Annotated in this window: 20 protein-coding genes; 13 read left to right on the top strand and 7 right to left on the bottom strand. The window is 59.6% G+C overall.

The annotated features are described in order from the left end of the window. The first annotated feature begins 29 nt into the window (after positions 1-29). Positions 30-950 carry a LysR family transcriptional regulator gene (locus GIV26_RS01575; protein ID WP_236279355.1) on the top strand — a complete coding sequence of 307 codons (921 nt, stop codon included), beginning with the start codon at positions 30-32 and terminating at the stop codon, positions 948-950. Here GIV26_RS01575 and GIV26_RS01580 read toward each other — a convergent pair. Next, positions 922-1,176, bottom strand: coding sequence for a hypothetical protein (locus GIV26_RS01580; protein WP_003190904.1), 255 nt, complete (start codon positions 1,174-1,176; stop codon positions 922-924). The genes GIV26_RS01575 and GIV26_RS01580 overlap by 29 nt on opposite strands. A 164-nt stretch (positions 1,177-1,340) precedes the next feature. On the opposite strand from GIV26_RS01580, the gene GIV26_RS01585 reads away from it, so the two are divergent. Next, positions 1,341-1,661, top strand: coding sequence for a DUF883 family protein (locus GIV26_RS01585; protein WP_019817806.1), 321 nt, complete (start codon positions 1,341-1,343; stop codon positions 1,659-1,661). 31 nt (positions 1,662-1,692) lie between these two features. Here GIV26_RS01585 and GIV26_RS01590 read toward each other — a convergent pair whose 3' ends face one another. Continuing rightward, entirely contained in the window at positions 1,693-2,727 is a 1,035-nt protein-coding gene (locus GIV26_RS01590; protein WP_236279356.1) for an Ldh family oxidoreductase, read from the bottom strand. 171 nt (positions 2,728-2,898) lie between these two features. On the opposite strand from GIV26_RS01590, the gene GIV26_RS01595 reads away from it, so the two are divergent. After that, positions 2,899-8,040: a dermonecrotic toxin domain-containing protein gene (locus GIV26_RS01595; protein WP_236279357.1), complete on the top strand. Its 5,142-nt coding sequence runs from the start codon at positions 2,899-2,901 to the stop codon at positions 8,038-8,040. Between the two features lie 19 nt (positions 8,041-8,059). On the opposite strand, the gene GIV26_RS01600 is transcribed toward GIV26_RS01595, so the two are convergent. Beyond that, positions 8,060-8,329, bottom strand: coding sequence for a PepSY domain-containing protein (locus GIV26_RS01600; protein WP_014718736.1), 270 nt, complete (start codon positions 8,327-8,329; stop codon positions 8,060-8,062). A gap of 148 nt (positions 8,330-8,477) precedes the next feature. Here GIV26_RS01600 and GIV26_RS01605 point away from each other — a divergent pair, with 148 nt between their 5' ends. From GIV26_RS01605 to GIV26_RS01635, 7 genes are all read left to right on the top strand, one after another. Then, on the top strand, positions 8,478-9,476 hold the full coding sequence (locus GIV26_RS01605) for a FecR family protein (protein ID WP_198716536.1): 999 nt from the start codon (positions 8,478-8,480) through the stop codon (positions 9,474-9,476). A gap of 314 nt (positions 9,477-9,790) precedes the next feature. Further along, positions 9,791-10,249 (top strand): hypothetical protein, encoded by a 459-nt coding sequence (locus GIV26_RS01610; RefSeq protein WP_236279358.1) that lies wholly within the window; start codon positions 9,791-9,793, stop codon positions 10,247-10,249. Next, positions 10,249-10,800 (top strand): adhesin, encoded by a 552-nt coding sequence (locus GIV26_RS01615; RefSeq protein WP_236279359.1) that lies wholly within the window; start codon positions 10,249-10,251, stop codon positions 10,798-10,800. The genes GIV26_RS01610 and GIV26_RS01615 overlap by 1 nt, the downstream gene beginning before the upstream one ends. 68 nt (positions 10,801-10,868) lie before the next feature. Further along, positions 10,869-11,603 (top strand): hypothetical protein, encoded by a 735-nt coding sequence (locus tag GIV26_RS01620; RefSeq protein WP_236279360.1) that lies wholly within the window; start codon positions 10,869-10,871, stop codon positions 11,601-11,603. Positions 11,604-11,664: 61 nt separating this feature from the next. After that, complete coding sequence (locus tag GIV26_RS01625) at positions 11,665-12,345, top strand: C39 family peptidase (RefSeq protein ID WP_236279361.1); 681 nt, start codon at positions 11,665-11,667, stop codon at positions 12,343-12,345. A gap of 37 nt (positions 12,346-12,382) precedes the next feature. Further along, the gene (locus GIV26_RS01630; RefSeq protein WP_060764666.1) at positions 12,383-13,126 is read left to right on the top strand and encodes a hypothetical protein; all 744 of its coding nucleotides are present in this window, start codon (positions 12,383-12,385) and stop codon (positions 13,124-13,126) included. Positions 13,127-13,175: 49 nt separating this feature from the next. Further along, positions 13,176-14,483: a hypothetical protein gene (locus GIV26_RS01635; protein ID WP_236279362.1), complete on the top strand. Its 1,308-nt coding sequence runs from the start codon at positions 13,176-13,178 to the stop codon at positions 14,481-14,483. Positions 14,484-14,711: 228 nt separating this feature from the next. Here GIV26_RS01635 and GIV26_RS01640 read toward each other — a convergent pair whose 3' ends face one another. After that, complete coding sequence (locus GIV26_RS01640) at positions 14,712-16,034, bottom strand: sigma-54 dependent transcriptional regulator (protein WP_034127717.1); 1,323 nt, start codon at positions 16,032-16,034, stop codon at positions 14,712-14,714. Positions 16,035-16,378: 344 nt separating this feature from the next. Here GIV26_RS01640 and GIV26_RS01645 point away from each other — a divergent pair, with 344 nt between their 5' ends. Then, positions 16,379-16,639: a hypothetical protein gene (locus GIV26_RS01645; RefSeq protein ID WP_034127718.1), complete on the top strand. Its 261-nt coding sequence runs from the start codon at positions 16,379-16,381 to the stop codon at positions 16,637-16,639. Positions 16,640-16,705: 66 nt separating this feature from the next. Here GIV26_RS01645 and GIV26_RS01650 read toward each other — a convergent pair whose 3' ends face one another. The 3 genes from GIV26_RS01650 to gnd are packed head-to-tail and all read right to left on the bottom strand — an operon-like array spanning position 16,706 to position 20,030. Further along, the gene (locus GIV26_RS01650) at positions 16,706-17,530 is read right to left on the bottom strand and encodes an HAD family hydrolase (protein ID WP_096144303.1); all 825 of its coding nucleotides are present in this window, start codon (positions 17,528-17,530) and stop codon (positions 16,706-16,708) included. Continuing rightward, a complete protein-coding gene (gene zwf / locus GIV26_RS01655; RefSeq protein ID WP_034127720.1) occupies positions 17,527-19,050 on the bottom strand; it encodes a glucose-6-phosphate dehydrogenase in 1,524 nt (507 codons plus the stop codon). The genes GIV26_RS01650 and zwf overlap by 4 nt, the downstream gene beginning before the upstream one ends. After that, positions 19,047-20,030 carry a phosphogluconate dehydrogenase (NAD(+)-dependent, decarboxylating) gene (gene gnd, locus GIV26_RS01660; protein ID WP_019817573.1) on the bottom strand — a complete coding sequence of 328 codons (984 nt, stop codon included), beginning with the start codon at positions 20,028-20,030 and terminating at the stop codon, positions 19,047-19,049. The genes zwf and gnd overlap by 4 nt, the downstream gene beginning before the upstream one ends. 259 nt (positions 20,031-20,289) lie before the next feature. On the opposite strand from gnd, the gene GIV26_RS01665 reads away from it, so the two are divergent. After that, the gene (locus tag GIV26_RS01665) at positions 20,290-20,466 is read left to right on the top strand and encodes a DUF6026 family protein (protein ID WP_254914296.1); all 177 of its coding nucleotides are present in this window, start codon (positions 20,290-20,292) and stop codon (positions 20,464-20,466) included. Between the two features lie 157 nt (positions 20,467-20,623). Further along, positions 20,624-22,366 (top strand): phosphoethanolamine transferase CptA, encoded by a 1,743-nt coding sequence (locus tag GIV26_RS01670; protein ID WP_032892095.1) that lies wholly within the window; start codon positions 20,624-20,626, stop codon positions 22,364-22,366. The last annotated feature ends 43 nt before the right edge of the window (positions 22,367-22,409 follow it).

The raw sequence follows: 22,409 nt of genomic DNA on the forward strand, positions 1-22,409 counted from the left end.
CCACCTCAGTGCTAAATGATATGAGCCAAATGAATATCGCCCAGGTTGACCTGAACCTGCTCAAAACCTTTGAAGCCCTGCACGACGAGTCCAGTGCCAGCCGTGCGGCGCTGCGTTTGGGCGTGACGCAGTCGGCGATCAGCGCGGGCTTGCGGCGTTTGCGCGAGCTGTATGGTGACCCTTTGTTCGTGCGCACCGGACGCGGCCTGGCGCCCACATTGCGTGCCAACCAGTTGAAACCGGTGATCAGTGAGGCATTGGATCGCTGCCGCCAGAGCCTGGCGATGATCAGCCCGCAAAACCTGCACTACGAGGGCCGCTCGGTGGTGCTGGGGCTGTCAGATGACTTCGAGATTGCCTATGGCCGAAGCCTGATGGAGGCCATCGCACTGCGCCTGCCCAAGCTACGGGTGATCTTTCGCCAGACCTACAGCCAGATCGTCGCCGCCGCCCTGCTCGACCGCACGCTGGACCTGGCCATTACCGCCGGCGGTTTTACCGAGCGCAGGCTGAGCCGACAGGTGCTGGGGGAAGGTGACTATCGTTGCCTGGTAGACCCCCATAGCCTGGCGCCGGGCGAGGAGACTATCGACCTGCAAGGGTTTGTCACACGGGAACATGTATTGGTGTCGTCAGGCGGGTTTATCGGCATTACCGATGAAGGCTTGGCGGCGCACGGGCTGCGCCGCCACGTGTGCGCGTCCACCAGCCACTTTGCCGCGCTGCCGTATCTGCTCAAAGGCAGCACCGCAGTAGCAACCATTCCCGGGCATGCGGCCCACGTCATTGCGCAAATGACCGGCCTGCGCGTGCTGCCCTGCCCGCTGGCGCTACCGCATTACCCGGTGGAGTTGGGCTGGCGCACCCAGGCTCAGTTGGACCCGTTGCTGCTCAAGGTGCGCGAAGCGATTGTGGCGTGCTTTACTTTGCCGCCGCCATCAGCTTGTTGACTTCACTGCGCACCATGTTGGAAAACTCCGGCGGCGACATGCCATCGAGTTCGGCACGTACCCATTCGGCCCACTTGCCCTTGCGTTTGGCGCGCTCACCGAACAAGCGCGCGGCTTCGCCTTTGGCCTTGCCCAGGTTGGTTTGCCACAGGTCGTAGAGGCGCGACTTTTCATCTTCCAGCTCGGCGCGTTCGGCGAGGGTCTTGTTGGCGAGATTGAAGCTCATGTTGAATTACCTGCTGCACAAATAGGTGACATCTTACACTGTAGGCCCAAAGTTCCCGATCCGGATTTTGCCTCGGATGAGCGCGCCGGCAAAAAAACTGCAACTTTTGCCACCGCCCGATACTCCATTGTTCACTGCCACATCCACCTGCAAGGAGTCACTCAATGGCCCGCAAAACCGCCGCCCAAGCTGTCGAAGATCAAATCAAGGACCAAGCGTTCAGCGAACTGAGCGCATTGATCGAAGAGTCGGACAAACTGCTTAAAAGCAGCGCATCCCTGGTGGGCGAGGAAGGTGAAACCCTGCGCGAGCAGGTTGCCATCAAACTCAAGCAAGCCCTGGAATCGGTGTCCAACGTGCGTGAACGCAGCAAGCCGGTTGTGGATGCCACCGAGACTTACATCGGTGGGCACCCATGGCAGACCGTGGCCATTTCCGCAGGCTTTGGCCTGGTGGTCGGCCTGTTGCTGGGTCGCCGTAACTGATCCATTCAGGCTGCGCATCGCGCAGCCTGTTTCACCCCGCCGCCAACGCCCTCAACTCGCGCAACGCCTGCGCGTCCAGTTCGATCCCGGTTTCCTGCGACTTCGCCCGCGTACGATGGCGTCGGTCCCCCGGCAATCGACGCAACCCCGCCGCATGCATCTGCCGCACCAGCTCCTGGCTGCGTTGGGAGAAGCTTTGCCCTGCGGTTTTACTCGGGTCGATCAAGATCAGGAGCTGGCCTGTCCACGGCGTACGCGCGCCGGGGTGGTCCGTCCAATCGAATTCAAAAGAGAAGTTGCCGCCCGTCAACGCTGCCGCCAGCAACTCGACCATCATCGACAGTGCCGAACCCTTGTGCCCGCCAAATGGCAACAGTGCGCCGCCTTCCAGAATGGCTTTAGGGTCCTGGGTCGGCTGACCGAGGCTATCGACGCCCATGCCCGGTGGCAACCGCTCGCCTTTGCGTGCGGCGATTTGCACGTCGCCATGGGCGATGGCACTGGTGGCCAGGTCAAACACAATCGGCGCACCGTCGGCCCGTGGTGCCGCAAACGCGATGGGGTTGGTGCCGAACAACGGGCGATCCGCGCCGTGGGGCACCACACAAGTCATGCTGTTGACCACGCTGAGTGCCACCAGCCCCTCCTCGGCAAACGGCTCGACGTCCGGCCACAGGGCTGCAAAGTGATGGGAGTTATGGATCGCCAGCAACGCGATGCCGGCGCTGCGTGCCTTCTCCACCAGCAACGGGCGCGCCGCTGCCAGGGCCGGCTGGGCAAAACCATTGCCCGCGTCGACGCGCACAAAGCCTGAGGCCACATCGGTCACGCTGGGGACGGCGGTGCCGTTGACCCATCCACTGGCCAGCGTCGAAAGGTAACCGGGGATGCGAAAAATACCGTGACTGTGGGCACCGTCACGCTCGGCACTTGCGCAGTTGTGCGCAAGAATCGCAGCAACCTGCGGCGATGTGCCGTGCCGGACGAAGACCTGTTGAAGTAACTCCACCAGTTCAGCAAAGCGGATCGAGGCACAAGCGGTGGCAACTGTCGACTGCGCAGACATTTGAAGCTCCGTTTTTATGATTGGAAGGGGTAACGAATGGGACATCCAGACCCTCGATTAAACACCACGCACGCTCCTGCGTTGTCAACGTGCGCAGCGCTGAATATTTACCGCCTTGCACCACGGGCGCCTGCCTACCCTGTGCTTTTCCTGGCACGCCGGAGACAGGCTGTGGTTCGCTTAACCCCCCCGTATTTCTTCCCTGAGTTTCTCAAACCCCAAGGCAAAGCCTCGCCCACCGCTCGTGAACGCACGCTAGGGCTCACCGCCAAAGACCTTGACTGGCTGTACAACCTTTACCTGGCTACCGACGAGTCTCGGCAGGACACAAGCCGGCACGATCACCCCATGCGCGTTGAAAAGGTCCTGATCAACATTTCCGGCAAGCCCCCCATCCCCCTTGCCGGCGCGTTCGCGATCAGCCCGACACCCGACGCCGCCAAGGCGTTGCTCTACACCCCGGATAACGGCATACAGGTCTATGACAGCCACGCCGCCCTGCTGAGCGAGTTGATCGAGCAATTGGAAGACCCACTGCAGAGCGCCCCTTTGCTGAGCTACCTGTCGATGGACCAACGCAATGCGCTGGGCGCTGACACGCCCATGGTGTTGACCACTCAGCTCATCGAGGGTGAAGTCATGCCGGAGCAAGCACGCATGCTCCAGGCCTGCCAGCTGGATAACGTCAAGGCCATGCTCGACCACCTGCAAAAAACCCCGACCTTGCCTGACATGCTCGACACGCTGCTGAGCGTCATGGCCCGCCCCCATTTCAAACACCTGGATCAACGGGACACACGGGTCAATGTCTTCACCCGCGAAGCTGAGCAAGCAACGCCACGTTGGGTCAACTCGCTGACCTTGAGCGAAGCGCTGCTGCAATTTTATGTGCGCCATGGGTGGCCCAAAGGGCAGACACGCGAATACTCGAACCCAAAACATGACACCACTGGCTTCACCGCCTCCGAACGGGAAGAAGATCACCAGCGTTGGGAAGCCTTGATCGAACAAAGCTCCAGTACTTTCTCGAAGCTGTTGGAAAGCCTGCTGCAGACCTACTGGAATGAAGATATCGACAGCGGCACCTCGCGCGTGGATTTTTTTGCCCAGGTCGTGGCGCAGAAGTTTCGCCTCGATGTGTTGCTCAAGCGCCAGGCCGAGATAATTACCGCCGAGGAAAGCCACGCATTTCAGGCCCTGCTCCTCAGCGACCAAAGCGCCCGCAGCGCCCATGCCGAAAACCTCAGCGTGGAAAAGGTGCGCCTTTATGCCCCCCATCAACATTACGTTGAACCGGCGAGCACCTTGATGATCACCGAGCACCACGCGTACCTCTACACCCAATCGCGCGGGTTACAGGTGCTGGAAAACCTCGACGACCTCAAAGACCTGTTATTGAGCATGCTCAAGGCCGAAGGCTACGAGGACGAATGGCTCAACTTCCTCTCATTGGATGAGCGCGACACGCTGCTCGGCCTGGACCCGATCGCCGTCGCGGCAAGGCCGATACCCGGCAATGTGTTCGTGACCTTGGTACAAGACATTGCGCGCAAGCAAACGGAGAACCTTAACCACGCCCTGGAAATCTACCGGCGCAGCGATGGCCAAGTGGACCTCGCAGCCCTGCTCGACAGTGCCCTGGACGTACGTGCCTTGCTGGACAATCAACTGGCCACACTGGAGACCAACGGGCGCTGGACCTTGCATCCGGTCACCCGCGGTAATGGCCGCCCTTCGACCGTCAAGGCCGAGCGCGCCCGGCTGCAGCTTCAGAACCTGCGAGCGATTGAGCGTGCGCTGGCGATGGAGCGCGCGCATCACCCGACCTTACGTAGCATCGTCGCTGACACGCTCAACGCTGAACTGCAACTGCAGCAACAGCCAGTCAAAGCCGAGGAGGTGTATATCAATACCTACGCCACGCGTGCCCAGGAGCGTGAAGAGCGTCCGGCAGTGCAGTCATTGAGCATGCTTGAGCACTTCATTGAACGCCTGGCCCAAGAGGCGCCTGCGGTGCCCTTCTCGTCCAGGACGAAGTTCTATACACGGGGCGAAGGCAATGTCTTCATGCAATTGCCAAGCATGACGCTCAAGACGTTCAACACCGTCATCGAGCGCGTCCTGCTGCTGTTTTCCAAGCACGCCATGCGCCAGCAACCCCATGAGTTTCTCGTCAAGACTCACGCCAAACACGCCCACTCGATGCTGGTGGGGTTACGCAGCGAAGCCGAGCTGAGGTCGCTGGATAAAACCCTGGCGCCCACAAGCCAGGCCATTCTCGACACGCTATTTCAGCCCGACAGTCTGTCGCGCTTGACACGCCATGGCCTTAACGGATTTTTGCCGGATGCCTATGGCTTGACGTTGGACTTGAACGCCGTCGATACGCCACAACCGCTGGCCAATACGTTCGTGATCACTGAGCGCGGCGGTATCGACCCGCAGCGCTCGGGCCAGGCGCTGCTCTGGACCCCGCGCCTGGGCTACGAAGTCTTTGCCTCGATCAACGCCCTGCGCGATGAAATCACCCAGCGCCTGGCGCACCCACTCAACAGCTTGAGCCTGCTGGAGAATCTGCCGTTCTGCTTGCGCGAGCCCCATCAGGCATTTAGCCAGGGCCCGCTGCAACGTATTGATCAGGACCTGTTGAATGACCGAGTAGACAGCTACAACGACGCGGTCATGGAAGGCGTGGATCACCTGCAATCCATGGGCCTGCGCGCCCGTGCCTTGCAGGACCGGTTGGACGCCGTCATCGAACAGCCTCCGCCCACCAACCTTGGCAGGGCAATCACACTGGCCGATACCATGGTCAACCAGCAGGCACTGCCACTGTGGCTGGGGATGGCGCCGGCCCAGGACCAAATCCACCAGGCCGAGCTTCTGGAGCAATACTGCAACAACGCCGACGATGAACACGACTACCTGCATGACATCCAACCCCTGCGTGCTTATGCCTTCACCACGCTGATGGCGCTGCTTGAGGCGCGCTTTCCCGGCCAGGCGCTCAACCCCGATCACATTCTGATCCCCACCGATGCAGTGCTCGATGTGAATGTCGACAACCTGACCGACTTTGCGTTGCGGCACTGGCCAGATCTGACCGTTCAACACATCCGCCCGCGTTCACGCACGGCAAAGCCATTACCGCAAGCCCTGGACGCAAGTGCCGTGATACAAATGGTGCGCCAGCTGGATCTCAAAAGCGCTTATCAGCAACAGGTGCGAAGCCACCTTGAGGCGCAAACCGATGATGCACGCCAACGCAGGCGTCTGTTTTGCCGTCAGTTGCCGTGGCAAGCGCTGCAACACGCCCACGAGCAAAGGTTGCAGGAGCAGCTTTCCACGCGAGCCTTGAGCCTGGTCCAGCAGATTTTCGATATGCCGGACGCCGTGGCCCGAGCTTCACTCAGCGGGTCCACGGCGACGATTCGACCGCTGGAACTGATCGCCACCGAAGGCGCCAGTACCGCCAAGGTGCTGGGTGTGTACCTGATCGGCCCGCAGTTTCCCGGCGAGGGTCCATGGGTGCTCTACGCGCCGTACAGCGAACAGCATGTGTTCAAGGAATACGCGGATGAAACGGGCTTACTGGATGAGATACAAGGGCCAGGCGCCCTGCAGGACTGGGTGCTTATGCACCTGGAAGATCCGCATCAGGCCACTTACCGCCACTTGCTGAAAAACAACCAGCATAGCCCGCCCGATATCCGCCTAGCCGCTTCGGCAGTGACGGGCAATGTGCTGCATTACCTGTTCAGTGAAAACACATTGATGTTGCTCAAGGTGCTGGGCAGCCAATTCGAAGAAGGCGCCAAGACCCTGTGGGATCACGCAACGCGTCTGTTCGGCAAGGACATCCCGACGGCGGTGCAGTTCATGGCCGGCAAACTCGCCTATCCGCTGGTGGTATGGCGCAGCTACACCTTGTTCAAGCGCTCGGCCGAAGCCTTGCAGCTACACCAGTGGAAGGCTGCATTCAAGGATTTCGTCAGGGGCGTGGCGCAAATGGCCGCCCTGCGCAGTGCGCTGGACGGCACCGCCATTGCCCCACCCACTGAAAAGGAGCGCTCGCTGGCCGAGCTGACAGATGAGTCACTGCCCGCAGCCACCACCCTCGCCACCTGGCATATCACCTGCCCTTCGCGCACCCGGCTGCAGCCGTTCGAGGCACAGGATGTGGCGTTGCAAGACCTGAAAAAGAGCACGCTCAGCCAGGTGTATGAAGACCAGGAAAACTCGAAATACTATGTTCCGCTGGCCGGCAAGGTGTATAGCGTCAAGAAAGCCGCACAACACTGGCGCCTCGCCAACGACGAGCAGGTGGGGCCGTACATCGGCCGTAATGCGCAGGGCATATGGGTACTGGAGCTGGGCGGCCAGGAGCCGCGCTTCGGCAGGGCTCAGTCGTACCTCAAGACGTGGCGCAATGAAGTACGGGATATCAACATTGAAGCGGTCGGTATCCGCGATATTGGCGCGTTGACCTATTGGAAAGCCCAAGCCATCACTGAAGCGTTGAACTTTGCGACTTATTACGCGCTGAACTGCCGCCGCAACGTTGCGCGTTTTGCTGTACAACGCGACCCTGACAGCCGGGTTGGGCGATTTTTAGGGGAAATGTTTGGTGTCGTCACACTGACCCCGGACCAGGTCTTGAGAGTCACAAAAATAATCGACGAGATAATCGATGAACTCACCGACCCCAGCTTGACCGGTCCGAACTCCATGCGCTTTGTCGCGGGCACCAGCCGACAGGATCCGGCGTCGGATTATGCATTCATGATTCCCGCCGACAGAGAACGCAAGCTGTATCTGCTGAGCCGATTCTTCGACCCCAATCTGGACGTCTACCAGAACCGTCTGCTGGAGAATGTGGCGTTCAACATATCGACGCACGCCAGGGCCAGCACGCTGATTCACGAATTATCGCACTTGAAGCTCGACACCGTGGACATCGCCTACCTGGACAGCATGCGACCCTTCCCAGACTTGATCAATATCGCAAGGCCCGGCGCCGAAGTGCTTAAAACCACCCTGGAAGATTTGCGCAGCACCGCGTTATCGACGATGACGCCTGCAACGATGCTGTTCAAGACTCAAGACAGCCTCACCGAATTGTGGGAAGACTTTAAGCCTGGTTCTGCAATTGAAAAGAAAATTTTCAAGGCCACTGGCGCCAAGACCCTACAGGACGCGAGGATCATTTTCATGTCAGTCCCTGATAAGCGTATTGACACCATCCTGGCCAACGCCGACTCGGTGACGTACCTGATCACCCATCTTGGCCGCCAGCTGGAGCCGGGGGCCTGAACGGCCCCCGGCGAGTGCATCAGTCTTTCTGGTCACGCAGCACGTTACCGGAAGCGCCGTCGATGCGCGCCTCATACACGATGCCATCGGACTTGCGACCTTTGACTTCCCAATAGCCATTGTCATCCGCTTCAGCGGCGTAGACCTCAATGTAGCCGGCCTTGGTTTTCGCCACCTCGATGGCTTTCTCAATGGTGATCCAGCCTGCACCCGGCTTGTCGGCCATGGCGGCGCCAGCGCTCAACAGCGCGGAAGTAGCACACAGGGCGATCAAGGTTTTCTTCAACATTTTCGTACTCCATAGTGGACGACAGGTTAATTCCTGATTTTTTAGGCGCACACAAACAAGAATAAGTTCCAATTGATGTGCAATCGCCATGATGCGGTTCTCGCCGTCTACCTTGGGAGGTTAGAATGTGGGAAATCAGGATGAGTTAATGAGCGAAAAGCCCCTTTCAGAAACCGAATATGACGCCATCACCGACGCCGCCGCGCATTGGTGCATGCGCCTGCATGCAGCAGATTGCACGGCGGACGAACGTCAGGCTTTTACCCAGTGGCACGATGGCCATCCGCTGCACGCCTTCGAATATGCAGCCATGCTCGAAATCTGGGACGTGGCCGACCACCTGCCCCGCGACAAGCCTGAGGCGGTGGTGGTCCCAATCAAGAAGCCGGCCAGCCGCTTGCGCACCTACGCGGTGGCCGCAGCGGTGTGCCTGGCGGCATTGCCGCTTGCCGCCTTCACCGGCTGGGAAGCGGGCTGGTTGCCCAGCTCATATGAACGGTTCGAAGCAGCCAATGGCTTGAAAAAAGTCACCCTGGGCGATGGCAGCCAAGTGGAGTTGAACCTGGGTACCGAGTTGGTATACAGCCATTACAAGGATCAGCGCCGTGTCACCCTGAAAAAGGGCGAAGCGTTCTTCAACGTCACGCACGACAGCAACCACCCGTTTATCGTGCGGGCCGGCGAAGGCCAGGTGCGAGTGACCGGCACGCAGTTCAATGTCTGGGAATATGAAGATCAGGTGCGGGTGATGTTACTGGAGGGCTCGGTGCAGATCTCCAGCGACGGCGAGCATGCCAGTGTGCCGCTTAGCCCAGGCATGCAAGCCAGTTTCCGCCAGGGTGACGCCACCCCGCAGGTCGCCGCTATCAACCCCGATGACACCGCGCTGGCATGGCGCCAGGGCAAGCTGGTGCTCGACAACCTGACCCTCACGGACGCCTTGCCCCTGATCAACCGCTACCTGAAAAAGCCGGTGATGCTTGCAGACGCCAGTACCGGTGCGATTCGCGTCGGCGGTATCTATAACATCAACGAGGTCAACAACCTCGTGCCCTCCCTGCCCAAGGTGTTGCCGGTCTACCTGACCCAAAACCAGGACGGCAACCCCGTGCTCAATTCCATTCCGCGTAAAACCCCCAAGGGCTGAGCCCGCTCGCACCAAGCGATACGTTTGGGCCGCGGGTGTCCATTTTTGAAACACCTCGCTCACCTGCATCGCCCGCCGTGTGCGGATTCATGGTTCTGTCACAGGCAGTGTTACATGGCTGAGACGGCGTGAGGCGAGCACAGGCATATCTCAAGCGCTCAGGACTGTTTCAACCCTGAAACAGAGTTGCCATCACTTTGCCCCGACTTAATCCCAACCCCTTGAATATCAACATCTAATAAAAAGCGGCACGCCTTCTGCTCTTTCTCTGACAACGCTGTTTAGGGTCAGCGTTAAGAATAAGGACTGCCGCCGTGAACACACTCACACACACCTCGTCGATAAACGTACTGCTGATCAGTTGCGTGCTCAGTGCAGGTGTCAGCCTGACGAGCCAGGCGGGTGACGGTGTGATCGTGACCGGGCGTACGGTGCAGGGCCACATGTACGGGCGCACCTCCCTGCCCGACCCCTACCCCAATACCGCCAACGCCAACCCCAGCAAAGAGATCAACAGCGCCCTGACCGGCGAACTCAGTGACAGGGACATCGGCGGCATCAGCAGTGGTTCCAGCCTCGCCCGCACCCTTCAGCCCAATGGCAGCTTGTCGGGCCTGGGCGCCACCCAAAACAGCATGTCGACACTTGGCGCTGGCGCAGCGGCCGGCCACGGTGCGGGCAGCGGCGGCGGCATGGGCGGGCAGATCAGCGACTCGGTCCAGCGTGGCATGGCGCCGCTCAACAACCTCGGCAGCATGATGGGGGGCAAGTGATGAAGCGCGCCCTGTTGATATTCGCCCTGCTGGGCTGCGCCTCGGCAATGGCCGACAACAGCGCGGTGATCAACCACAGCGGCCAGCAGTACGACGGTGTGCTGTCGATCAACCAGGCCGCCGGCACGGGGCAGCAAATGTCCAACAGCCGCGCCATCGCGCTCGGTGGCCAGGCCACCAACCTCGACATCCAGCGCGTCGACGGCAAGGTCGACCCGTCCCTGAACGCCAAGGCCGCGATCCAGGGCAACTCATTCAGCAGTGGCAACGGTGTGCTGGGCATCAACCAGTCTGCCGGGGCCAATAACCAATCCATCAACGCTGTGCGGATCAGCCTCAACCCTGGCCCGCAGAGCATCGATGACAGCGTCCTGTTGCAACAGAACACGACGACGCTGGCAACCGACTCAGGGCTCACCCCCACCACTGGCAGCCGCCAGGTCGTGACCAGCGACCAGGCCTTCACCGGCAGCCGAGGAGTGACACAGGTGAACCAGAGTGCCGGGGTGGGGAACCGAGTGGCTAACACCCTGGGCATCACTATCAAGTAACCGCTTGGTAGACGTTCGTTAGACCGTACCAACACTTAACCAACTAATTAGAAGCAAGGAGAAACACCATGAAACCTCAAATGGCTCTGAAACCAATGGTTTTCGCTCTCGCCGCACTCATGGCTGCTGCTGCTCAAGCGGGTGGCTGGCATCCAACCCCACAACCCACCGGTACCGTGGCCGCTGTGGTCACTGACGTACAAAAAAGCGAACACAACAAATTCGACGACACCAACACCGATAACAATGCATCAGCCGAAAATTCGGTAAATAGCAACAGCGGTAATGTCGGGGCCAACGCACAATCAGGCTCCGGCAACCAGGCTGACAACGCCGGCGCCATCTCCAGTGCCAAAGGCGACTTCGCCACCGTGTTTGCCGTGATTGATGTCGACCAAGGCAGCTCGCATAACAACTTCGTCAATAAAGGCACGCAAAACAACGCCTCTCTAGAGGGCTCCATCACCGGCAACTCCGGCAACGTGGGTTACAACGGCCAGGCCGGCCAGGGCAACCAGGGTAAAAACAACCTGGCCATCACCACCGCTGACGGCAAGAACATCGCAGCGGCTTCCAACACCGAGCAGAACTCGCTCAACAACAGCTACCTGAACACGGCCGCCAGCAGCCATGGTTATGGCAAGCCTCAGTACGTGTCCAACAACGCAAGCCTCGAAAACTCGGTTAACCGCAACTCCGGCAACGTAGGCGTCAACCTGCAATCCGGTGCGGGCAACCAAGGCAGCAACAGCCTGTCGATCGGCCAAGGTTGCAGCGTCTGCGCCAGCGGCGTGCGCTTCTGATCCAACGGGGCCTTGGCGACAAGGCCCTTTTTTATTCCAGTGTCCAACAGGTCATTCGATCATGCGTATCGCGACCCTCACCCTCCTGATGTTACTCACCGGCACGACCTGGGCAGGCACCATGGCGATTTCCGCCATGCCCGGCGGTGCGGTGATTTTCAAGAAGGTGGAGAGCATTCGCGAGCGCCGGTTCGCCAACCTGGTGGAACAGAAAACCGATTTCAGCTGCGGTGCCGCGGCACTCGCCACCATCCTGCGCCAGGCCTATTGGCTGGACGTCGACGAAGCACACATCATCAAAGGCATGCTGGTCACTGCCGACCAGGACCTGGTACGAACCCAGGGCTTTTCCATGCTGGATATGAAGCGCTACCTCGAAAGCATCGGCATGCGTGCCCGGGGCTACAAGATCGCGCCCGAGACCCTGTTGACCGTGAAAATCCCCGTGGTGGTGCTGCTGGAAATCCGCGGCTACAAGCACTTCGTGGTGTTGCAGCGGGCCGACAAGGACTGGGTGTACATCGGTGACCCCGTATTGGGCCACAAGCGCTATTCCCATGACGATTTCGTCAAAGGCTGGAATGGCATTGTCTTCGCCGTACTGGGCGAGGGTTACGACAAGGCCAACGTCTTGCTCGACCCGCCCCTGCCGCTGACCGCCAAGAGCCAGATGAATGAGTTCCGGCCTGTGGCCGATGCCGAGCTGATGGATTTCGGTTTTATCCAGAGCGACTTCTTCTAGAAGCGCAATAAGGGGCAGGACGCCCCAGGAGCAGCAAATGAACACTTCCCGTTGGCTGACGGTCTTGTGTCTGGCCGCCTCAATGCCTGCTTATGCGTCCTCGGGGTTCAAGCCCATCGAACTCAAGGACGCCGAAATGGCCGAGCTGCGTGGCCGTTACGTGATGCCGGGGCGCATCATCAGCTTTGGCATTGTCATGAGCAGCACCTGGACCAATGCCGTCGGTGACAACATCACCGGCACGGCCAACATGCACATCGACAAGACCACCATTACTCCACAGTTCTACGTGCAAACCACCGGCTCGACCGGTACCGGCACGCGCCCCAACACCGGCACCGGAAATGTGGTCGGTGGTGCCGGCCTCGGCAGCGGCCAGGGCGTGACCCAAAGTGTACGTGCCGCCGGCGATGGCAACGCCGCCTACAACAATGTGGGCATCAACGTCGAAAATGGGGTTACCCCCGCCAATAACCTGCAGTCCGGCCAGGTGCTGGTGGCGGGCGGCACAGTGACCGGGGACAGCGCCGCGGGCCGTGTCAGCGTATCGGCCAACAGTGGCGGCGTGCAGATGGCCATCCAGGCCAATCACAACCAGGGCAACAGCCTGCAACAGATCGGCGCGGGGAATGTGCTGCAGGGCACGGTATTGACCGGCGATAGCAACCTTGTCAGAAACATCACCCAGATCAATGTCGTGATGAACAATAACGGGCTGAATAACGCCGCGTTGAACTGCAATCTGGATCAACTCAAAGGCCTACGCACGCTCGGTTATTGAACTACGCTGACCCTCGACACTTACGCATTAGAAAAGGACGGCTTATTTCATGCATCGATCGTTATCGCTACGTGCGGTGATTTGTTTGAGTACGCTCTTGCCCGCATCCGTGCTGTATGCCGCGCCAGACGCTGACATCGAAACCCTGAAGAAGGAACTCCTGGAACTCAAGCAACGCTACGACGTGCAGCAAAAAGCCTTGGCCGTACTGGAGCAGCGCGTGCGCCAGGTCGAGGACCAACCGGCAACGCCCGCCCCCAGGCGCCTGGCCAAATCACCGGCTGACTTCAAGAACGGCGCTAAAACTGTCGCGGCTAGTGGTACGGGCGCAGCCGCGGCATCCGGTGGCGCTGGCGGGGGTGGCAGCTCCTACGGCCAGTCCCTCAAGGACGACTCGGCCCCTGCGCAAAGTGTGAGCAACCTGTACAACGAAGCCAGCGGCTTTTTCGGCAATGGCAAGTTCAGCGTGGAAACCGGCATCACCTATGCCCGTTATGACGCGCGCCAGTTGACGCTCAATGGTTTCCTGGCGCTGGACTCGATTTTCCTCGGCAACATCAACCTGGACCGGATCAAGTCCGACAGCTGGACCCTGGACCTCACCGGGCGCTACAACGTCGACAACCGCTGGCAGTTCGACCTGAACGTGCCGGTGGTGTACCGCGAGTCCACCTACCAGTCGGGCGGCGCCGGCAACGACGCCACCGCCACCTCCGAAGGTTCCGTGACTCGTGACCCGACCATCGGCGATGTCAACTTTGGCGTGGCGTACAAGTTCCTCGACGAAACCTCGACCTTGCCGGACGCGGTGGTATCCGTGCGCGTCAAGGCACCGACGGGCAAGGAGCCTTTTGGTATCAAACTGGTCCAGCAACCGAACAACGACAACCTCTACGTGCCCGAAAGCCTGCCCACGGGCAACGGGGTCTGGTCGGTCACACCGGGCATTTCCCTGGTCAAGACCTTCGACCCGGCCGTGCTGTTCGGTTCGTTGTCGTACACCCACAACTTTGAAGACTCGTTCGATGACATCAGCAGTCAAGTCAATCAGAAGGTGGGAGGCAAGGTGCGCCTGGGCGACAGCTTCCAATTCGGGGTCGGCGTCGCCTTTGCCCTGAACGAGAAGATGAGCATGTCGTTCTCGGTTTCCGACCTGGTGCAGCGCAAGAGCAAGCTCAAGCCGGATGGCGGCGACTGGCAATCGGTGGTGTCCAGCGATGCCAACGCGGGCTACTTCAACGTGGGTATGACGATTGCCGCCTCGGATAACCTGACCATCGTGCCGAACCTGGCGATTGGGATGACCGATGATGCACCGGACTTTACGTTCAGCCTGAAATTCCCGTATTACTTCTGATTGGTTTGCCTGCGGGCGGTATGTCAGTTGCTGCATCGGTGACTGCACTCCCGCCTTCGCAGGCAAGCCAGCTCCCACATTGGCCATGTATTGCCCACAGAATCAACGCCTGGCACAGATCACCTGTGGGAGCGGGCTTGCCCGCGAAGGCGGAGTGTCAGTCACTGAATCTCTAGCTGAACCACCGCCTTCGCAGGCAAGCCAGCTCCCACATTGGGTTTACCCGCCCTAGCGGATCTGGTGTTTGTGCAGCAACCGGTAGAACGTTGGCCGGGAAATCCCCAGCACGCGCGCCGCGACACTGAGGTTGTCGCTGTGCCGGTTGAGCACATCGCACAGCGCCTGACGTTCTGCACGGTGCTTGTAGTCTTCCAATGTCGCCATCGGCGCCGAAATGACTTGCTGGCCTTGCAGCCCCAGGTCAACCGCTTCGATCTGCCGCCCTTCGGCCAGCACCAGGCCGCGCCGCACGCGGTTGGCCAGTTCACGCACATTGCCCGGCCACGGGTGTTGCCCCATCGCCACCAAGGCCTCTTCGCTGAAACTGCGCGGGCGCCGTCCGGTTTCCTGGCTGTAGAAACGCGAAAAGTGGTTGGCCAGCATCGCCACGTCGCCATGGCGTTCGCGCAACGGCGCGGTGACCACTTGCAGCACATTCAGGCGGTAATACAGGTCTTCGCGAAAAGCGCCCTTCTCCACCGCGGCCTCGAGGTTGACGTGGGTGGCAGCCAACACGCGTACATCCACCGGGATCGGCTGGCTGCCGCCAACGCGTTCGATGTGTTTTTCCTGAAGAAAGCGCAACAAGTTGGCTTGCAGCTCCATCGGCAGATCGCCAATTTCATCGAGGAACAGGGTGCCGCCATTGGCCGCTTCAATACGTCCGATCTTGCGCTGGTGGGCGCCGGTGAACGCGCCTTTTTCGTGGCCGAACAGCTCGGACTGGATCAGGTGTTCAGGAATGGCGCCGCAATTGATCGCGACGAACGGCTTGGCGTGCCGCTGGGATTGGCGGTGCAAAGTCTTGGCCACTAACTCTTTGCCCGTACCGCTGTCACCGCGGATCAACACCGGGGACTCAGTAGGCGCCAACTTGGACAACAACTTGCGCAACTCTCGGATGGGACGGCTTTCGCCCAGCAATTCATGGGGCTCATCCACCGGGGCGTAGCCCTTGCCACGCAGGCGCGCCATGCCGAACGCACGGCCCAGGGTCACCTGCACCCGGGATACATCGAAGGGCAAGGTGTGAAAGTCGAAAAACCATTCGCAGACAAAATCGCCGACGTTCTGCAAACGCAGTACATCCTGGCTGAGCACGGCGATCCACTCGGTGCCGCTGCGACCAATCAACTCCTTGACTGCTTCAGGGCGTTCCAGGTGATCGCGTTGCAAACGCAGCAGGCCCACATCGCAGGAGCGCTCACCTACCGCCTCCAAGGCACAGCTGTCCACTTCCCAGCCGGCGGTGCGTAAGCCGGGTAATAACCCGTGGCAATCGTCACAGGGGTCGACCACCAGTAAGCGGCGTTGGGCGGGTGTCGCAACCATGACTGTTCCTTGGCGCCAATATTGTTAAAGTTATTTAGAAACAACAGTTTGTGTCGACTGTTGGTAACCCTAGCAAGATCTTGACGCTTACCTTGTACCCTTTCGCTATAAGCGTGGGCAAAAAGCCATGCCTGTTTCGTAGCGCGCCAGAAGTTGCTCGCCAGTCAAAGGTTTATTGCGCTTTCAAAACAGCCGCTTACATGACGTCAATCAGGGAACATTAAAATTTCTTGCCCTAGCATGTGACCCGCACCCCACCATCGTGCATCAGTACAAGTAACCCACCGCACGGTCCGCCCAACCGCCGGTACTCACTTGAATGGGCATACAGAGAGAAGACCCAAATGAACGCTCCGCTGCGCATCAACGAAGCTCTTTTGATTGCAGACCGTGCCTTCCAGCCTTTTCAATGCGTGGCCTGGCACGATGGCGTCGGCGCCCTCAGCCTGAGCGTCATCGACCGCACCAACACCCGCATCGGCAGCAAACAGTTGCCGTCGACTGCCTATACCGACCCGGCCCAACTTGAAAACCTGCTATTGCAGGCCCGTGCCGAGCTCGATAAAGATGGCCACCAGTTGCAACACTGGGCGATGCCAAAGTAATGCAATGCAGCAACTTCCAGCCCAAGTAAAACTTGAGCTGGAAGTTGTACAGTCATACTTGCACGCTTAACGTGCGGCGAGAATAAAGCGTTCGAACGCCTCGGCAGCGCCGTCTTCGACATTGCTGCCGGTTACCACATTGGCCTGGCGCTTGACGGTTTCTTCGGCCTGGCCCATGGCAATCGACAACCCCGCCACATGAAACATCGCCGGGTCATTGCCACCGTCTCCAATCGCAGCCGTTTGTGCAAGCGGTACGCCCAGGTGTTCAGCCAGGGTTTTCAAGGCTTCGCCTTTGTTGGCCAGCATCGCGGTCACGTCCAGATACACCGGCTGCGAACGCGACACCTGGGCCAACCCCTGCACTTTCGGCTGCAATTGTGCTTCCAGCTCCACCAACAACTGGGTGTTGTTGCTGGCGGCGACGATCTTGTCGACCCTGTCCAGGTAAGGCTCGAAACTCTCCACCACTATCGGCCCATAGCCCAAGCCATCGGCTTCGCGCTGCACCATGGGCCCGGGCGGATCACGGCGCAGCCAGTCGCCATCGGCAAACACCCAGACTTCCACGTCCGGCTCGGCGGAAAACAGCGCCAGGGTGATGAGTGCAGCTTCCGCCGGCAGATGATGAGCAACCAGGATGCTGCCATCCGGGTTGACCAACGTACCGCCATTAAAGCCAGCCACCGGCACATCGATGCCAAAGGTCTCGATCAAATGCCGCATGGCCTTGGGCGGACGCCCGCTGGCCAGGCTGAAAATCACCCCAGCCTCGCGCATAGCGCGAATGGCATCGGCGGTGCGTTGGCTGAGGCTGTGGTCGGGATGCAATAGCGTCCCGTCCACATCACTGAGGACAAACCGGATGGGATGAATCGTCACGTCACTCATCCGAGGCTATGCCAGGCGCGGCCATCGCGGGCCAGCAAGGCATCGGCCGCCGCTGGGCCATCTTCACCGGCCTTGTAGGCCTGGATACCATCATCTTCCTTCCACGCATCCAGGAACGGCTGAACCGCACGCCAACCGTTCTCGATGTTGTCGGCGCGCTGGAACAGGGTCTGATCGCCGGTCATGCAGTCGTAGATCAGGGTTTCGTAACCCGTCGACGGCTGCATCTCGAAGAAGTCCTTGTAGTCAAAGCCCAATTCGATATTGGCCATCTCCAGGGTCGGCCCAGGCTGCTTGGCCAACAGGTCGAACCACATGCCTTCGTTAGGCTGGATCTGGATTTTCAGGTAAGTGGGCTTGAGTTCATCGACTTCGGTATCGCGAAATTGTGCATAAGGCGCCTGCTTGAAGCAGATCACGATCTCGGTGTCGCGGATGCTCATGCGCTTGCCGGTACGCAGGTAAAACGGCACACCGACCCAACGCCAGTTATCAATCATCACTTTTAGCGCGACGAACGTCTCGGTGCTGCTGTCCGGCGCGACGTTGGCTTCTTCGCGATAGCCGGGCAATGGCTTGCCGGCGATTTCGCCAGCGGTGTATTGGCCGCGCACCGAGTTGGCCCGCGCATCCTCCAGCGACCAGGGGCGGATCGCACCGACCACTTTGGCCTTCTCACCCCTCACCGCGTCGGCACCAAAGGCTGCCGGCGGCTCCATGGCGACCATTGCCAGCAGCTGGAACAGATGGTTGGGCACCATGTCGCGCAAGGTGCCGGTTTTTTCGAAAAAATTACCCCGGGTTTCAACGCCGACGGTTTCAGCGGCAGTAATTTGCACGTGATCGATGTAGTGGTTGTTCCAGAACGCTTCGAACAGCACGTTGGAGAAACGGCTGACCAGGATGTTCTGCACCGTCTCCTTGCCCAGGTAATGGTCAATGCGGTAGATCTGCTTCTCGCTCATCACTTTGAGCAGGCAGGCGTTGAGCGCCTCGGCGGTGGCCAGGTCGGAGCCGAACGGCTTCTCGATAACTACGCGCCGAAAGCCCTCGTCCGTTTCATTCAACAAACCGGCACTGCCCAGGCGCTGCACCACTTCACTGAAGAAGCGCGGTGCAGTGGCGAGATAGAACACCGCATTGCCGGTGCCGCTGTCAGCGATCTTGCTGGCGATATCGGCATAGGTGCTGTCGTCGAGGAAATCGCCCTCGACGTAGCTGATGCCCTTGGCCAGTTGCGCCCACAACGCGGGGTCGAGGGCGTTCTCGGCATTGCCCCTGACTTTGCTGGAGGCTTCGGTACGAATGAAATCTTCGAGTTTCTTGGCAAAGTCCGCATCGCTGATGGCGTTGTGATCAACGCCGACGATACGCAGGCCATCACCGAGCAACCCGTCACGGCTGAGGTTGTACAGCGCCGGCATGAGCAAGCGCTTGACCAGGTCGCCATGGGCGCCAAACAGAAACAATGTGGTGGGTGGAGCAGGTTCGGCCTTGGGTTTCTTGCCGTTGGCGGTCATTTTTTGGAAGTCTCCACATGGCCGCCAAAGCCGAAGCGCATGGCAGACAGCATTTTGTCACCGTAGGTGCTCTGCTGGCGGGAACGGAAACGCGCGAACAGCGAGGTCGACAACACCGGAACCGGCACCGCCTGCTCCATGGCTGCTTCGATGGTCCAACGGCCTTCACCGCTGTCGGCCACGGAACCCGAGTAGCCGTCGAGTTTCGGGTCGGTGGCCAGGGCGTCGGCGGTCAGGTCCAACAGCCAGGACGACACCACGCTGCCACGACGCCAGACTTCGGCGATGTCGCCAACGTTGAGGTCAAAGCGCTGGTCTTCCGGCAGGTTTTCCGAGTTCTTGGTCTTGAGGATGTCAAAACCTTCGGCAAACGCCTGCATCATCCCGTACTCGATGCCGTTGTGGATCATCTTGACGAAGTGCCCGGAACCCGCTGGGCCGGCGTGAATGTAGCCCTGCTCGGCACGTGGGTCGGCAGAGGCCGAACGGTCCTTGGTGCGCGGAATGTTACCCAGGCCCGGCGCGAGGCTTTTGAAGATCGGGTCGAGGCGATTCACGGTCTCGGTGTCGCCACCGATCATCATGCAATAGCCACGCTCCAGGCCCCAGACGCCGCCCGAGGTGCCCACGTCCACATAGTGCAGGCCCTTTTCAGCCAGGGCCTTGCCGCGACGCACGTCGTCCTTGTAGTTGGTGTTGCCGCCGTCGATGATCACATCGCCGTCTTCCAGCAGTTCGCTCAGTGCGTTGATAGTGTCTTCGGTGGGCGCGCCCGCCGGCAACATGACCCAGACAGCACGGGGCTTTTGCAGGCCGGCCACCAGCGCTTTCAAGTCGGCGACGCCGGTGGCGCCCTCCTCGCTCAAGGCTTTGACGAAGGCTTCGTTACGGTCGTATACAACGGTGGTATGCCCATTGAGCATCAGGCGCCGCGCAATGTTACCGCCCATGCGGCCTAGTCCGATAATCCCCAGTTGCATGTGCTGATGCTCCTAACTTCTAAAAAATGTGTGACATAGTTTATAGCGCAATGAGGCTAATGAGGGTTAGTCCAGAGCGGATCCGTGTAGTTTCATGGCAAAAAAGTTGCCATCGTTTCACCATCACCCCGGCAAAAGTCACACGACCACCAAAAATAAAAAAGTTCCCTTGCTGCGAAAAAGAATTCAAACTTGCTTCCGACTGTTGCCAGAAACCTGTTTTGGCACCGCGATCTACCGGCTATTTGCGAGGTAAGCAATGAGCACAGCACAGATGACCCGTCCGCCACAGACCCTCTACGTCACCCTCCGTCGCGATGAACTGCGCCAGTTGAAAGACGAGCGCGATCAGTTGCAACAGGAAGTCCTGCGCCTGCGCTTGCACCTTCAAGCCCATCTCGATCAGCCGTCGGATGCCAAGCCAGCCCTGTGCTGATGCCCGTGCCGAACGCGTTGTAAGGCAATACCTACAGAAAACTCACAAAGTTTTCACATTCCCCTCTTGATACTCCCGTTCCGCGATGCCGCTCACTTCCTGGGCGGCCCGATGTTGCGCGCCTGCGCGCGACAATCTTTTTCTGATGGGGCGCTGGATGGCGATGTTCAAACGCAGCACGACGACTGCGAAAGGCTTTGATTGGGCCGGCCTTGGCTGGTTATTCCTGTTTTTCTGGTATTTCTCGGGTATTACCCAACTTCTTATCCAGCTGACCGGCACCTCCGGCTTCAGTGGCTTCCGCCAGGCCTTCTTTATGAGTGCGCTGTGGCTGGCGCCGATGCTGCTGTTCCCGCGTCGTACGCGCCTGCTCGCCGCCTTGATCGGCGTGGTGCTGTGGGCTTGCTCCATGGCGAGCCTGGGTTATTTCTTCATTTACCAGCAGGAATTCTCCCAGAGCGTCATCTTCATCATGTTCGAGTCGAACATCTCTGAAGCCGGCGAATACGCCACCCAATACTTTGCCTGGTGGATCGTGCTGGCGTTCATTGCCCACACCGCCTTCGCCATCTTCCTGTGGACGCGCTTGCGCCCGGTGTATCTGCCTCGCGGCCAGTCCATCGTGGCAGCCATTGCCATCGTCCTGGCGGTGGTGGGCTACCCACTGGTCAAGCAGATCGCCACCAGCGAAACCATGGAATTGGCCATCGACCGTTTCGAAACCCGCATCGAGCCTGCCGTGCCTTGGCAGATGATCGTCGCCTATCGTCGCTACACCGAGCAGTTGGACAACATGCAAGGCATGCTCACCAGTGCAAGCAAGATCCCGCCCTTGAACAACCTCAAGGACAGCATGGCCGGCCAGCCGTCCACACTTGTCTTGGTCATCGGCGAGTCGACCAACCGCCAGCGCATGAGCCTCTACGGCTACCCGCGCAACACCACGCCGGAGCTGGACAAGCTGCGCGACCAACTGGCCGTGTTCGATAACGTCATCACCCCGCGCCCCTACACCATTGAAGCGCTGCAACAGGTGCTGACCTTCGCTGACGAAGAAAACCCGGACCTGTACCTCAAGACACCGTCGATTGTCAGCGTGATGAAACAGGCTGGCTACAAGACCTTCTGGATCACCAACCAGCAGACCATGACCAAACGCAACACCATGCTCACGACCTTTTCCGAACAGGCCGACGAGCAGGTGTACCTGAACAACAACCGCAACCAGAACGCCCGTCAGTACGACGGCGATGTACTGGCGCCGTTTTCCAAGGCCCTGGCCGATACCGCCGAACGCAAGTTCATCGTGGTGCACTTGCTGGGCACCCACATGAGCTACCAGTACCGCTACCCGCAGACCTTCGACAAGTTCACCGACCGCCAGGGCGTGCCGGCGGGTGTCAGCGATGCGCAGTTGCCGACCTACAACAGCTATGACAACGCGGTGCTGTACAACGACTTCGTAGTCTCCAGCCTGATCAAGGACTACGCAAAGACCGACCCCAACGGCTTTTTGCTGTACCTCTCGGACCACGGCGAAGACGTGTTCGACTCGGCCGGCCACGACACTTTGGGCCGTAACGAAGGCAAGCCGACCGCGCCGATGTACACCATCCCGTTCATGGCCTACGCCTCGCCAAAATGGCGCGAAAGTCACGACTGGAGCTTCGCCGGCGACTTGCAGCGGCCTTACAGCAGTTCGCAGTTGATCCACACCTGGGCCGACATGGCAGGCTTGAGTTTCGATGAGCTGGACCACAGCAAGAGCCTGGTGAGCGACAGCTTCAAGCCACGCCCCCTGTTGATCGGCAACCCTTACGAGACCAAGCAGAAGGCACTGATCGACTTCAGCCTGATCAAGCCCAAGAAGGCCGACGGCGCCGAAGTGGTGGCCAAGTAAGCCAGGGCCTTGTAACAGAAAGATAACAATCATTCTCGTTTGA

Source organism: Pseudomonas sp. PA-1-3F, from assembly GCF_021609665.1.
Lineage (GTDB): Bacteria > Pseudomonadota > Gammaproteobacteria > Pseudomonadales > Pseudomonadaceae > Aquipseudomonas > Aquipseudomonas paracarnis.